The 12406-nt window shown below is 70.3% G+C and carries 11 protein-coding genes and 2 pseudogenes; 6 read left to right on the top strand and 7 right to left on the bottom strand.

Features of this window, described 5'->3' with window-relative positions; genetic code table 11:
- Positions 1 to 53 precede the first annotated feature (53 nt).
- Both ACTEI_RS19630 and ACTEI_RS39400 read left to right on the top strand, forming a co-directional pair.
- On the top strand, positions 54 to 278 hold the full coding sequence (locus tag ACTEI_RS19630; RefSeq protein ID WP_164466026.1) for a transposase: 225 nt from the start codon (positions 54 to 56) through the stop codon (positions 276 to 278).
- Between the two features lie 16 nt (positions 279 to 294).
- Positions 295 to 648: pseudogene (locus tag ACTEI_RS39400) on the top strand (DDE-type integrase/transposase/recombinase); the annotation flags it as partial.
- A 118-nt stretch (positions 649 to 766) separates the two neighbouring features.
- Here ACTEI_RS39400 and ACTEI_RS19620 read toward each other — a convergent pair.
- Positions 767 to 1780, bottom strand: coding sequence for a helix-turn-helix domain-containing protein (locus tag ACTEI_RS19620; RefSeq protein WP_122978979.1), 1014 nt, complete (start codon positions 1778 to 1780; stop codon positions 767 to 769).
- A 102-nt stretch (positions 1781 to 1882) separates the two neighbouring features.
- Here ACTEI_RS19620 and ACTEI_RS19615 point away from each other — a divergent pair, with 102 nt between their 5' ends.
- The 4 genes from ACTEI_RS19615 (at position 1883) to ACTEI_RS19600 (ending at position 4516) form a co-directional block, all read left to right on the top strand.
- A complete protein-coding gene (locus ACTEI_RS19615) occupies positions 1883 to 2833 on the top strand; it encodes an alpha/beta hydrolase (protein ID WP_122978978.1) in 951 nt (316 codons plus the stop codon).
- Between the two features lie 611 nt (positions 2834 to 3444).
- The gene (locus tag ACTEI_RS39395; RefSeq protein WP_425321057.1) at positions 3445 to 3609 is read left to right on the top strand and encodes a hypothetical protein; all 165 of its coding nucleotides are present in this window, start codon (positions 3445 to 3447) and stop codon (positions 3607 to 3609) included.
- Entirely contained in the window at positions 3596 to 4228 is a 633-nt protein-coding gene (locus ACTEI_RS19605) for a GDSL-type esterase/lipase family protein (RefSeq protein WP_122978977.1), read from the top strand. The genes ACTEI_RS39395 and ACTEI_RS19605 overlap by 14 nt, the downstream gene beginning before the upstream one ends.
- 18 nt (positions 4229 to 4246) lie before the next feature.
- Positions 4247 to 4516: a family 78 glycoside hydrolase catalytic domain gene (locus ACTEI_RS19600; protein ID WP_122978976.1), complete on the top strand. Its 270-nt coding sequence runs from the start codon at positions 4247 to 4249 to the stop codon at positions 4514 to 4516.
- 630 nt (positions 4517 to 5146) lie between these two features.
- Here the strand turns inward: ACTEI_RS19600 and ACTEI_RS19595 are convergent.
- From ACTEI_RS19595 to ACTEI_RS19570, 6 genes and pseudogenes are all read right to left on the bottom strand, one after another.
- Positions 5147 to 6546 (bottom strand): annotated as a pseudogene (locus ACTEI_RS19595) (AMP-binding protein); the annotation flags it as partial.
- 33 nt (positions 6547 to 6579) lie between these two features.
- Positions 6580 to 8622 carry a xanthine dehydrogenase family protein molybdopterin-binding subunit gene (locus ACTEI_RS19590; protein WP_122978975.1) on the bottom strand — a complete coding sequence of 681 codons (2043 nt, stop codon included), beginning with the start codon at positions 8620 to 8622 and terminating at the stop codon, positions 6580 to 6582.
- On the bottom strand, positions 8619 to 9557 hold the full coding sequence (locus tag ACTEI_RS19585) for an FAD binding domain-containing protein (RefSeq protein ID WP_122978974.1): 939 nt from the start codon (positions 9555 to 9557) through the stop codon (positions 8619 to 8621). The genes ACTEI_RS19590 and ACTEI_RS19585 overlap by 4 nt, the downstream gene beginning before the upstream one ends.
- Positions 9554 to 10024 carry a 2Fe-2S iron-sulfur cluster-binding protein gene (locus ACTEI_RS19580; protein ID WP_122978973.1) on the bottom strand — a complete coding sequence of 157 codons (471 nt, stop codon included), beginning with the start codon at positions 10022 to 10024 and terminating at the stop codon, positions 9554 to 9556. The genes ACTEI_RS19585 and ACTEI_RS19580 overlap by 4 nt, the downstream gene beginning before the upstream one ends.
- A 28-nt stretch (positions 10025 to 10052) precedes the next feature.
- Positions 10053 to 10838 (bottom strand): alpha/beta fold hydrolase, encoded by a 786-nt coding sequence (locus tag ACTEI_RS19575; protein ID WP_122978972.1) that lies wholly within the window; start codon positions 10836 to 10838, stop codon positions 10053 to 10055.
- Positions 10835 to 12325: a flavin-containing monooxygenase gene (locus tag ACTEI_RS19570; RefSeq protein WP_122978971.1), complete on the bottom strand. Its 1491-nt coding sequence runs from the start codon at positions 12323 to 12325 to the stop codon at positions 10835 to 10837. Before ACTEI_RS19570 ends, ACTEI_RS19575 begins: the two co-directional genes overlap by 4 nt.
- Positions 12326 to 12406 lie beyond the last annotated feature (81 nt).

Genomic DNA, 12406 nt, shown 5'->3' with positions numbered 1-12406 from the left:
GATGAGCTGCGGCAACGCGCGTTCGACTGTATCGGGACTCGGACCCGAAGCCGGTGATCAAGCGGCTCGCGGAGCAGTTGAACGTGCATCCCGAGGCGTTGCGGAACTGGATCCGGCAGGCCGAGGCCGACGCCGGCGAACGTGCGGATCGGCCGACCACCGACATCCTCGAGAAAAACCGGCGGCTGTTGAAGGAGAACGTTGAGCTGCGCCGGGCCAACGAGATCCTGAAAGCCGCCTCGGCGTATTGCGCCGTGACGGGATCCGGGTCGGCGTAAGCGCGTCGAGCGGCTGATGCGCGCCCAGGGCTGGCAGGGCGCGTTCCTGCGGCGCGGCTGGCGCGGCGGCTGCACCACGCAGGATCCGACCCGCGAGCCGGCCCCGGACCTGTTCAACCGGCAATTGCGGGCGTCGGCGCCGGACCGGCTCTGGGTGGCCGATGCCACCCGCATCCCGTGTGCCGAGGGCGTGTTCTGGCTGGCCGCGGTCCGCGACGCGTTCTCGCGCCGGATCGTGGGCTGGAAAACCTCGACCCGCTGCGACACGGATCTGATCCTGGCCGCCCTGGAATACGGGATCTACCCGCGTCAGGTCCGCGACGGCGAGTTGATCCACCACAGCGACAGGGGCTCGAACTACACGTTGTTCCGGTTCGCGGAACGCTTGTACGACAACGGCATGCTGCCCTCGATGGGATCGGTCGGCGACAGCTACGACAACGCGCTGGTGGAGAACTTCTGGTCCACACTGAAGGCGCAGGCTCCCGTTATTCTTCTCCGCCTTCCGAATTGTCCCGAAGCCGGCGCAGCATTAAGGCCAACTGGAGGCGGAAGCGCCCCGCGGGAGAGTCGACTTCGAAGCCCAGCACGGCCTCCGCCCGCGCCAGCCGCGCGGGCATCGTGCTGTGGTGCCGATGCAACGCCGCCGCTGCTTTGCGCGCCGAGCCCGTCGTGCACAGCGCCGCCAACGCCGCGACTGCGTCTTCGCCGTGTGCCGCCAGCCGGTCGAGTGCGCGGACGTCCGCGAGTCCGTCCAGCTCCGCGCGATCCAGTCTGTCCGCCAGCGGGGCGAGGCTGCCCAACCGGTCCCACCACACCACCGGCTCGATGTCCGCCGTGAACCGCAGCGCCGTCCGCGCCGCCTGCCAGGAGCGCGGTGCATCCCATGCCGATACCATCGGTCCCACCCCCAACCGGACACCCGCGGGCGGGATCACGGCCGGGGCAGCCAGCACCGCCCACATCGCGCCCAGCGGCACCGCCAGGCCGGGGAGCGGGCCCGTCGACGCCAGCACCCGCACCTCGGCCGAGGTGTCCAGGCCCAGCAGGTGGAGCGCCCGGGACCGCTCGGCCGCCCCCGCCGTCGCCGAAAGCGCCAGCTCCACCAGGGCCGGATCACCTAGTTCGGGCAGCGGCACGCTGGAATGGTCGAGCAGCACGGCGGTCGCGATCGCGAACCGCTCCAGCAGCATCTCGTCCAGTGGCTGGGGCGGCCCCGACCGGGCCACCCACACCGTCACGCCGCCTTCGAGCGCACGAGCCGCCGCCCCGGCCGGAACCCGCCCGGACCGCACCTGCGGCGAATCCGGCTTCGCCCGCAATGCGAGACCCTGCCCCGGCACGTCCACCCCGACCGGGCAGCCGGCGAGGTGGGCCGTGTTGCACACCAGCGTGTCGAGGCTCGCCCGCGCGGTGATCAGCCGGTCGAAGAACCCGATCACCCGCACTGCGTTCTCGGCGTCGGCGTCGAGCCCGGACAGCCTCAGCAACAGGCCCTGCATTCCGTCACTATAGGCGTCCCCCGCCGGTTGGCGAGGTCCGCGCCGCCGATGCCCGCCGCGTGGCGGTGGCGGCCGCCCGCGCCGCTCGCCGATGATCGACTCATGACCTACGCGATTGATCCCGAGCTGGTGCCCTGGCTCGACATGCTCCCCTCGGGGCCCCACACCGACTACGACTCCCTCGTCGCCGCGCGCTCCATGGCCGAGCTCAGCGGGGTCCAGCCCGTCTACGAGCCCACGCGCGCCATCGACGTCCGGGACACCGCCGTGCCCGGCCCGTCCGACGCCCCCGACGTTCCCGTGCGGATTTACACCCCCGCGGACCGCGACGGCGCCGTGCCGGGCCTGCTCTACATCCACGGCGGCGGGTTCGTGCTCGGGACTCTCGACATGTTCCACATGCACCTGCTGCGCGTGGCCGACGAACTCGGCATCGTCATCGTGTCGGTCGACTACCGGCTCGCGCCCGAGCACCCGTTCCCGGCCCCGGTCGAGGACTGCTACGCAGCACTGACCTGGGTCGCCGCCAGGGCCGCCGAACTGGGCATCGACCCGGAGCGGCTGGGCGTCGGCGGGGAAAGCGCCGGCGGCGGCCTCGCCGCGGCTGTGGCGCTGCTGGCCCGTGACCGCGGCGGCCCCGCGCTGTGCTTCCAGTACCTCGGTATCCCGGAGTTGGACGACCGGCTCGACACGCCGTCGGCGCGGGCCTACGTCGACACCCCGGTGTGGAACCGGCCGAACGCCGTCTTCAGCTGGACCAGCTACCTCGGCGCCGAGCCGGGTGGCGACGACGTCTCGCCGTACGCCGCGCCCGCGCGGGCCGACGATCTCGCCGGGCTGCCGCCGGCCTTCGTCTCGGCCTGCCAGTTCGACCCGCTGCGCGACGAGGACATCGCCTACGCGCAGCGCTTGGCGCACGCCGGGGTGGCCGTCGAGCTGCACCACTACCCGGGCGCCTTCCACGGCTCGTCAATGATCCAGGCCGCCGGGATCTCGCGGCGGATGCTCGCCGACGAACTCGCCGCGCTGCGCCGGGGCCTGGGCGTGGGCTGAACGGCCGCTGTCCGGAACGCCGGGATTGGACGGTACGGCCGGCCACCCACCAGGCCGTACCGGGTGCTGGGCGACAAGGCCTGCTAGCACCGGCGCATTCGCGCTCATGTCCCGGATGCTCACGCCGGCCTTGCCGTCGGCTAGGAATCCCTGAGCGCCCCGCACCAGCGCCCCCAGCTGCGGGCCTTACGCCGATCCGCCCGACCTGGCGTTACGCCCGCGCTTGTTGTCTCGTGTGCCCTGCCTCGATGATACGGTCGCTTGACCGCAACCGATCAGGTGATCGGAACCACTCGTACGCTCTAAGAAGGTGGCGGAGGATCCGATAGGAGTGGCATGACTCGGCTAGGCGTGACCCTGGCTGCGGCGACTGGACGTGCCGGTACCGACGGTGTGCTGTTCTCCATGTCATCTCCAAGAGCGCCAACCACGTCCGCGTGGCCGCCGTCGCCAAGGCCTAGGGTGATCGCGGCGTCCGGGTCACCAGCATCAGTCCCGCGTCATCTTCACCGCGATAGGACAGACCGAGCTGGCCGGCGAGCACGGCGAGCACATGCGGACCAGCGTCGCGATGTCGGTCACCGGCCGGTTGGTTCGGCACCCCCGGTGACATCGCCGCCGCGGCAGCGTTCCTGCGCGGGCCGGACGCTTCCTACGTCGCCGGCACGGACCTGGCCATCGACGGCGGCGTCTCCGCGGCTGGTCGCACCGCGCGCCCCGTTCGTAGCCGGCAGACCAGCTCACCACAGGAAGGAGAAAAGAATGGACACCGATAAGATCTACAGCATCCTGGTTCCCGTCATCCGCCCCGCGGTACGACGAACCGGCGCACAGCGGCGCCGGATGTTCGACGCGATGCGACCGCCCACCGCGCGCGTGGTGTTCCTCGGTGACAGCATCACCGAGCACGGCTGGTGGGACGAGTTGTTTCCGGAACTGCCCACCGTGAACCGGGGCATCGGCGGCGAAACCACCTCGGATCTGCTGGAACGCCTCGACGACGCCATCCAGTCACCACTGGCGGTGTCCCTGCTCATCGGAACGAACGACCTGCACGGCCCACGCCGTGGTCGCGACATCTCCGGCATCGCCCAGCGCACCGAACACATCGTGCGACGGATCCGGCAACGAGCGCCCGAAGCACCGCTACTGCTCAACAGCGTGCTACCCCGGACCGGATTCGCCGCACGGATCAAGCAGCTCAACGAGCACTACCGGCGCATCGCCGCCGACAACGGCGCCGTCTACGTCGACCTATGGCCCACCTTCGCCGACCAGAACGAGAACCTGCGGCGGGAGTACACCAAGGACAACCTGCATCTTCTACCCGCCGGATATCTCGCCTGGGCGCAGGTGCTCCGACCGCACCTCGCCCCGGTCGCCACAGACCAGTAGCACTGAGGGACTCATGAGGTGCGTGCCGCGGCCTCCAAGCCAGGGCAAACCGTGCGGCTGCCCCACGCCGAGTTATTCGGCCCCGACGACGAGATCGACGACAGAAACGTTCCGCTGCCCGTGCGCAAGCCCTGGCATCAGCGCGATGAGATCATTGTCGACGGCGCCGAACACTGGCACCAACCGTGGTTCTCCTTCCCCGGCTTTCATCACCTCGGAATCGACGGTGGTGGCATCACCCACGCCGGCGCCGCCGTCGACACCATTCGGCGTGCCGCGACGTCCTGACGGCGGACCGGCCTCGGCTTCGAGCTGACGATCACCGTACCGGCTGGCGTCACCGCGGAGGTCAGCCTGCCCTCGGGGCGCAGCCGACCGTCGGGGCGGGCGGTACATCTTCAGCGCGTCGCTCAACAGCCTCGCCGGGTCGTCGGCGTGAGCTGGGTATCTACCCGGTGCGGCCGGAGTCTTGCTCATGCCGCACGGGATGCCGCAGCCAGTCCGACAAGCCGCGGAAGACTACGTCGAGCATGAAGGCGAACTGCTGGTCGTCCGCGGTGTGGAGGCCCTGGTCGACGACGCTGGGAAGAACGTTGAGTGGCGCGTCGGTCGCCTCGAGGAAGCGGCGCAGCTCCGGAGTCCGCGGATGGCTGCCTGCGGCTCGGGCATCTCCTCCAGGCCGGCCTGTGCGCTGCCGGTCTCATGGCGTTCCTCATGACCGGGCAAGAGGTGACCATGTTGCGTGCCGCTGACACCGCTCTGCTGCTGCGTGCCGCCTCCGCGCTACGCGGCGGGGACATCCCCCTGGTCTTCGGCGGGTTCGGCGAGACCAGCGTGCCGGTGTCGGTGTGCGTGGGCGCCACCACACCTGCCCTTGATCTTTCCCGATCGGGTCTTCGGCAGCTCCGGCACGACGTGGATGTGCCGGGGCTTGGCGATCGGCCCGATCTGAGTGCCGACGTGCAACCGCAGCCGCTCGATCAGACCGGCGTCGCCTGACGCCGTGCCACCGGTCTCGCGGAGAATGACGTACGCGATGACCGCCTGCCCGGTGATCGGATCCGCCGCGCCCACCACCGCGGCCTCGGCGACGCGGGGATGCGAGACCAGCGCCGATTCGATCTCGACGGTCGACAGCCGGTGCCCGGACACGTTCATCATGTGGCCACCGGTCTCGGTCTGCCACCAGGTGTCCACGATCGGCGCCCGGGCACCGCCGATGTGCTGGTGATACCAGCGGTACGCCTCCGGGTTGATCGACTCGCCGACCGAGCCGAGGATCCGCACGCTGGACAGGTCGTAGCCGGCGGGCAGCTCGGCGCCCCACTTCATGCAGGTCCGGACAGCGGTGGGAGCGGTGTAGAACAAGCTCACCCGGTACTTCTCGATGATCTCCCACCACCGGCCGCGGTGCGGGCTGTCTGGCGTGCCCTCGTAGAGCACCTGCGTCGCGCCGACGGCCAGCGGCCCGTAAACGATGTAGGAATGCCCGGTGGTCCAGCCGACGTCGGCGGTGCGCCAGTACACGTCGTCGGGTTTGTGGTCGAAGACCGACCAGAACGTGAACGTCGCCTGGACCAGATAGCCGCCGCTGGTGTGCGGGATGCCCTTCGGGTTGCCGGTGGTGCCCGAGGTGTACATGACGAACAGCGGATGTTCGCTGTCGAACGCCTGCGGCACGTGCACCGCCGACGCCCGCTCGGTCACCTCATGCCACCACACGTCACGGCCCTCGGCCCAGCCGACCTGCTGCCCGGTCCGGCGCACCACCACGACCGTCCGCACTCCGGGGCACTGCGCCACCGCGTCGTCGACGGCCGGCTTGAGCGCCGAGGCCGCGCCGCGCCGGTAACCGCCGTCCGCGGTGATCCCACCTTCGCGTCGAAGTCCACGATCCGGCTGCGCAGGGCGTCGGCGCTGAACCCGCCGAAGACGACCGTGTGCGGGGCGCCGATCCGTGCACAGGCCAGCATCGCGACCACCGCCTCGGGAATCATCGGCAGGTAGATCGCCACCGTGTCACCGGCGCCGACACCGAATTCCTGCAGGGCGTTCGCCGCCCGGCACACCTGCTCGAACAACTGCTGGTAGGTGATCGTGCGTTCGTCGCCGGGCTCGCCGACGAAGTGGAACGCGACCCGGTCGCCGTTCCCGTTGCCGACATGCCGGTCGACACAGTTGTAGGCCACGTTCAGCTTGCCGTCGACGAACCAACGGGCGAACGGCGCGTCGCTCCAGTCCAGAACGCTGCTGAACGGCGCGGCCCAGTCAAGCCGTCCGGCCTGCCGTTCCCAAAAGGCCAGCCGCCGAGCCCTGGCGCCGGGGCGGCTCGACCATTCCGCAGTGGACGGTCAAAGGCCCGGCAGGATCTTGTCGAGGCGGGCCGGCAGGTCGCGGATGCGGACGCCGGTGGCGTGCCAGACGGCGTTCAGGATGGCGGCCGGCGAGCCGACGATGCCGATCTCGCCGATGCCCTTGCTGCCCATCGGGTTGGCCTCGGTGTCCTGCACGTCGAGCCAGGCGGCGTCGACCGACTCGACGTCGGCGTGCGCCGGCACGTGGTATCCGGCCAGGTCGTGGTTGACCCATTCGCCCATCGCGGGGTCGAGGACGCCCTCCTCGAACAGGGCCATGCCCATGCCCATCACCATGCCGCCGATGAACTGCGAGCGGGCCGTACGCGGGTTGAGGATGCGGCCGCAGGCGTACATGCCGAACAGGCGGGACACCCGCACCTCACCGGTGACCGCGTCGACGCGTACCTCCGCGAAGTGCGCGCCGAAGGCGTGCTTGCCCGCCTTCTGGCCCGAGACGCTCTCCGAGCTGTCGTACGTCACCTCGAGCTTGCCCGTCGCGCGCAGCTCACGGCAGGCACCGGTCACGGCCCAGCCCCAGGACGCGCTGCCCGTGGAGCCACCGGCCATCGAGGCCTTCGGCAGCGTGCTGTCGCCGATGCGGATCCGGACCTGCTCGACCGGCACGCCCAGTTCGTCGGCCGCGATCTGGGTGAGGATCGTGCGGGCGCCGGTGCCGATATCAACGGCGGCGATCGCCACCTCGTAGCGGGAGTCGCCCAGATCCCGTACCCGGGCCGTGGAGGGCAGGGCCATGGTCGGATAGGTCGCGCCGGCCACGCCCGTCCCGATCCACCAGTCACCCTCACGGCGCTGCCGGGGCCGCGGGTCGCGGCCCGCCCAGCCGAACCGGTCGGCGCCCTGGCGCAGGCACTCGACATAGTGGCGGGAGATGAGGGGCAGGCCCGACTCCGGGTCGACCGCCGGCTCGTTGCGCACGCGCAGCTCGATCGGGTCGAGGCCGCATGCGACGGCCAGCTCGTCCATCGCGCACTCCAGGCCCACCATGCCGGGCGCCTCGCCGGGCGCGCGCATCCAGCGCGGCGTGGGCATGTCGAGCCGGGTCAGGCGGTGGCCGGTGCGGCGGTTCGGCGCGGTGTACATGTGCCGGGTGACCACGGCGGTCTGTTCGGCGAACTCGAACAGGCGTGAGCTCTGCGAGATGGCCTGGTGATCGACGGCGGTGAGGACGCCGTCGGCCGAGGCGCCCAGGCGGACGCGCTGAATCGTCGGCGTGCGGTAGCCGACCATGCTGAACATCGCCTGCCGGGGCAGGACCAGCTTCACCGGCCGGCCGGTGACCTTGGCCGCCATCGCGGCCAGCACGGCGTTCGGGCTGGCGATGCCCTTGGAACCGAAGCCGCCGCCGACGTGCTCGGTCACCACGTGCACCTGGCTCGGGTCGAGGCCGAAGACGGCGCCGACCGTGGCCGCGACGCCGGCCGGGTGCTGATTGGAGTCGTACAGGGTCAGGTCGTCGCCGGACCACAGCGCGGTCGTGGCGTGGGGCTCCATCGGGTTGTTGTGCAGGGCCGGCGTCTCGTAGGTGACGTCGACCGTCACCGGCGCCCGCGCCAGCGCGGCATCGACGTCACCGTCCGACGTCTCGGCCGGGAAGAACGGGTTGACCTTCTCGGGCGTGTAGAGACCGGGGTGGTCGGCCCGCAGCACCGCGTCGTGCGGCTCCTCCTCGATCTCCAGGGTGATCTCCTGCGCGGCCCGGCGGGCGGCCTCGAGGGTACGGGCGACGACCAGCGCGACGGCCTGCCCGCGATAGCTGATCCGGCCGGACTGCAGCAGGGCCAGCTCCGGGTCGTCGCTGTCGGAGAGCCGCGGCGCGTTGCCGTGCCACAGCACCGCGATCGGGTCGAGCAGCGGGTCGGCCACGACGTTCCTCAGGGCGCCGCGAGGCACCGGGGACTGCACCACCCAGGCGTACGCGAGGTCGTCGCCGACGGGATACTCGGCGGCGTACCGGGCCGCACCGGTGACCTTGTCCGGCCCTTCCAGACGTTGCAGTGGTTGCCCGACGGTGGTCATGCGAGATCCTCCAGCACCGAGGCGACGAGGTTGCGGGTCAGCGGGACCTTGAAGGCGTTGTCCCGCAGCGGCGCCGCGGCGGCGAGCTCGGCGTCGGCTGCGGCCAGGAAGCTCTCGCGGGTCGCGGGCCGGCCGCGCAACGTCTCCTCGGCGATCAACGCGCGCCACGGTTTGTGTGCCACCGCGCCCAGCGCGAGGCGGACGTCGGTCACCCGGCCGTCGGCGACCTCCAGCGCCGCCGCGACGGAGGCCACGGCGAAGGCGTACGAGGCCCGGTCGCGCACCTTGCGGTAGGCCTGCCGACCGTTGACCGGAGGCACGTCGACCGAGGTGATCAGCTCACCGTGGTCGAGGACCGTGTCCACGTCCGGCGCCTCGTCGGTGTACAGCTCGGCCAGTGGGATGGCGCGGGCCGACGTGTTCACCACGGCGCCGAGCGCGGCCAGCGCCACCGCCATGTCCGACGGGTGGGTGGCGACGCAGTCGTCCCGCGCGCCGAGGATGGCCAGGTCGCGGTGGTCGCCCTCGCGGGCCGGGCAGCCGGAGCCGGGCCGGCGCTTGTTGCACGGCGTCGTGGGATCCATGAAGTAGCGGCACCGGGTCCGCTGCAGCAGGTTGCCGCCGGTGGTGGCCATGTTGCGCAGCTGGCCGGAGGCGCCGGCCAGCAGCGCCTGGCTCAGCACCGGGAAGTCCCGGCGCACCAGGGGGTGGGCGGCCAGGTCGCTGTTGCGCACGCCGGCGCCGACCCGCAGGCCGCCCTCGGGGAGCCCGGTGACCTCCCCGAGCCCGAGCCGGGTCACGTCGACCAGCACGTCCGGCGTGGCCACGCCGAGCTTCATCAGGTCGACCAGGTTCGTGCCGCCGGCCAGGAAGGTCGCGCCCGGTTCCAGACCGCCGGCGGCCTCGGTCGCGGTGCGGTAGGTGAACGTCTTCACCGCGCCGCCGCCCGGATGGCGGGGACCATGTTCGGGTACGCGCCACAGCGGCACAGGTTGCCGCTCATCCGCTCGCGGATCTCGGCGTCGCTGAGCAGGTCGTCCCCGTCGCGGGTGACCGCGCTCGGCCAGCCCCGGGCCACCTCGCCCAGCATGCCGACCGCCGAGCAGATCTGGCCCGGCGTGCAGTAGCCGCACTGGAAGCCGTCGTGCTCGAGGAATTCCCGCTGCACCGGGTGGTCGACCCCCTCGATGGTGGTGATCTCGGCATCCTGCTGGGAGATCGCCAAGATCAGGCAGCTGTTGACCCGCCGCCCGTCCAGCAGCACCGTGCAGGCCCCGCACTGGCCGTGATCACAGCCCTTCTTCGCGCCGGTCAGGCCGAGATGCTCACGCAGCGCGTCCAGCAGAGTGGTGCGCGGATCCAGGTGGAGCCGGTGCTCGATCCCGTTGACGAAAATGTTCATGATCGGCTCCCTGCCCGGCGGACGCTGCTCATGATTGATCTCCTCTTCGAGGCGACGTGCTGTGGGTGATGTGGTCGGTGATGAGCTGCGAGAGACGGTCGAGCAGTCCCGGTGCGAGGTGGTGTCCCATGCCGGGAATCTCGATGTGCCGGGCGCCGGGAATGGCGCGGGTGGTGGCGCGGCCACCGCTGGGATGCACCATGCGGTCACGGTCGCCGTGGATCACCAGCGTGGGCGCGGTGATCCGGCCCAGTTCGGCGGTGCGGTCACCGGATGCGCGGATGGCGTCGATCTGTCGCGCGACCGCGGGGCCGTCACCGGTGCCACCACGGCGTTGCCATACGGACGCCGCCCAGGTGCGCTCAAGTTCGGCGTCGGGTGGGAACGTCGGTGAGCTGATGTGCGAGAGCATCCGCAGGTGGTGTGTGACGGAGGCGTCGACTGTCCGAGCGGCGGGCTGGGCGAGACGGACGAGGGTGTCCGCGGCCATGTCGGCAAGGGTGTAGGCGTCCGGGCGGGGTCGGGCCAGCAGTTGCCGGAGCAGGCTGGGCGGGGATGCGTCGATGCGGCTCGAACGGCCGGCGTCGCGGTTGTCCAGACGGATCACGCGGAAACCGGATGCGGTGAACGAGTCCACCATGCGGACCGGCCAAGAGGTGAGGTCCAGGCCGAGCCCGGCGATCAGCAGCAGCGGCACACCTTGCGGGGCGCCGTCGACGCGGTAGCAGATTCGGGGCCCGGCGGGCGTGTCGACGAACTGGTCGGCGCCGTCGGACAGGACGCCGTCAGGCGTCGGTCCCGCGGTCGCGGTCATGACGCGACCTCGCTCGTGGCGACCGCTCGGGCGAACCTCAGTTCAGGGGCGGCGACGGCGCCGGTGCGCAAAAGAGTGACGTCGCCGCGGTAGTCCATGGAGGTCAGCCAAGGCATCCGGTCGCCTTGGCGAGGCAAGTGGTCGATGGCGCGCTGGATGTAGCCGGCGGCGAAGTCGAGGAACGGCCGCGTCGGCATCGCGGGGTCGGTGACCTCAGGCCGGCAGATGTCGTAGCCGTGGGTCTGCATGTGGGCCAGCAACCGGCAGAAGTGCTCACAGAGCAGGCCGATCTTCAGTGTCCACGAGGAGTTGGTGTAGCCGATCGCGTAGGCGAGGTTCGGGACGCCGGAAAGCATCATGCCCTTGTAGGCGACGGTGTCGGGCAGATGCACCGGCTCACCGTCGACGGTGAGCCGGATACCTCCGAATGCCTGCACGTTGAGGCCGGTAGCGGTGACGATGATGTCGGCGTGCAGCTCGCGGCCCGAGTTCAGTCGTACGCCGGTTGCGGTGAAGGTGTCGATCGTGTCGGTGACGATCGTGGCTTGGCCATCGCGGATGGCGCGGAATAGATCCCCGTCGGGCACAGCGCACAGGCGCTGGTCCCAAGGGTCGTACGGCGGGTTGAAGTGCTCGTCCACCGAATAACCGGCCGGGAGTTGGCTGATGTTGACCCGGCGGATGAGGCGGCGGGCCAGCTTGGGGTATCGCTGGCAGAACTGCCAGACCAGACGGCCGCGCGTGATGTTCTTGCGCCGTACCAGCCGGTAGGCGAGGTCTTCGCCGAGGATGCGGCGCATCGCGTTGGCCAAGGCGTCCTCGCGGGGTATCGGCATGATGTACGACGGTGTGCGCTGGAGCATGGTTACGTGCGCGGCGGTGTCGGCCATCGCCGGAACGAGGGTCACCGCGGTGGCGCCGCTACCGATGACAAGTACCTTCTTGCCGGTGTAGTCGAGGTCGTCAGGCCAGTGCTGTGGGTGTACGACGGTTCCGGTGAACTGCTCGCGGCCCGGGAATCGGGGGGTGAAGCCTTCGTCGTATCGGTAATAGCCGCTGGCAACGAACACCCAGCCGGCGCTGAGGTGCACCTGCTCCCCGGTATCGACGTGTTCGACATCGAGAGTCCACCGCGCCGTCACGCTGGACCAGGATGCCGCGGTCACCTTGCGGTGATAGCGTATGTGCGCGTCAAGGCCGTTCTCTGCCACCGCCTCCCGCAGGTAGTTCAAGATCCGTGGGGCATCGGCAATCGCCTGCTTGTCACGCCAGGGTTTGAATTCGTAACCGAAAGTGTGCAGATCTGAGTCCGATCGGATACCCGGATAGCGGAACAAATCCCAGGTCCCTCCGGACGCGGCACGAGCCTCCAGAACGGCGAACGTCTTCGCCGGCAAGTGCGTCTTGACATATCGCGCGGCTCCGATTCCGGAGATTCCGGCACCGATGATCGCGACATCGAGGTGTTCAACGGCAGGAGCGGACATACAGGCATCTCCGGGGAGAGAGGGCGGAGCGGCTCCTCCATGGTGTGACCTCGATGATCGCTAACCAAGCACAGGATGCAC

This window comes from Actinoplanes teichomyceticus ATCC 31121 (assembly GCF_003711105.1).
GTDB lineage: Bacteria > Actinomycetota > Actinomycetes > Mycobacteriales > Micromonosporaceae > Actinoplanes > Actinoplanes teichomyceticus.
Note: the sequence above shows the minus strand (reverse complement) of the source record. Positions and strands in the feature narration are given on the sequence as shown.

Coding starts and splice junctions, on each gene's coding strand:
- ACTEI_RS19620 (WP_122978979.1), bottom strand. CDS start 1,780: ATGCAGGGCCTGTTGCTGAGGCTGTCCGGGCTCGACGCCGACGCCGAG.
- ACTEI_RS19615 (WP_122978978.1), top strand. CDS start 1,883: ATGACCTACGCGATTGATCCCGAGCTGGTGCCCTGGCTCGACATGCTC.
- ACTEI_RS19605 (WP_122978977.1), top strand. CDS start 3,596: ATGGACACCGATAAGATCTACAGCATCCTGGTTCCCGTCATCCGCCCC.
- ACTEI_RS19590 (WP_122978975.1), bottom strand. CDS start 8,622: ATGACCACCGTCGGGCAACCACTGCAACGTCTGGAAGGGCCGGACAAG.
- ACTEI_RS19580 (WP_122978973.1), bottom strand. CDS start 10,024: ATGAACATTTTCGTCAACGGGATCGAGCACCGGCTCCACCTGGATCCG.
- ACTEI_RS19575 (WP_122978972.1), bottom strand. CDS start 10,838: ATGACCGCGACCGCGGGACCGACGCCTGACGGCGTCCTGTCCGACGGC.
- ACTEI_RS19570 (WP_122978971.1), bottom strand. CDS start 12,325: ATGTCCGCTCCTGCCGTTGAACACCTCGATGTCGCGATCATCGGTGCC.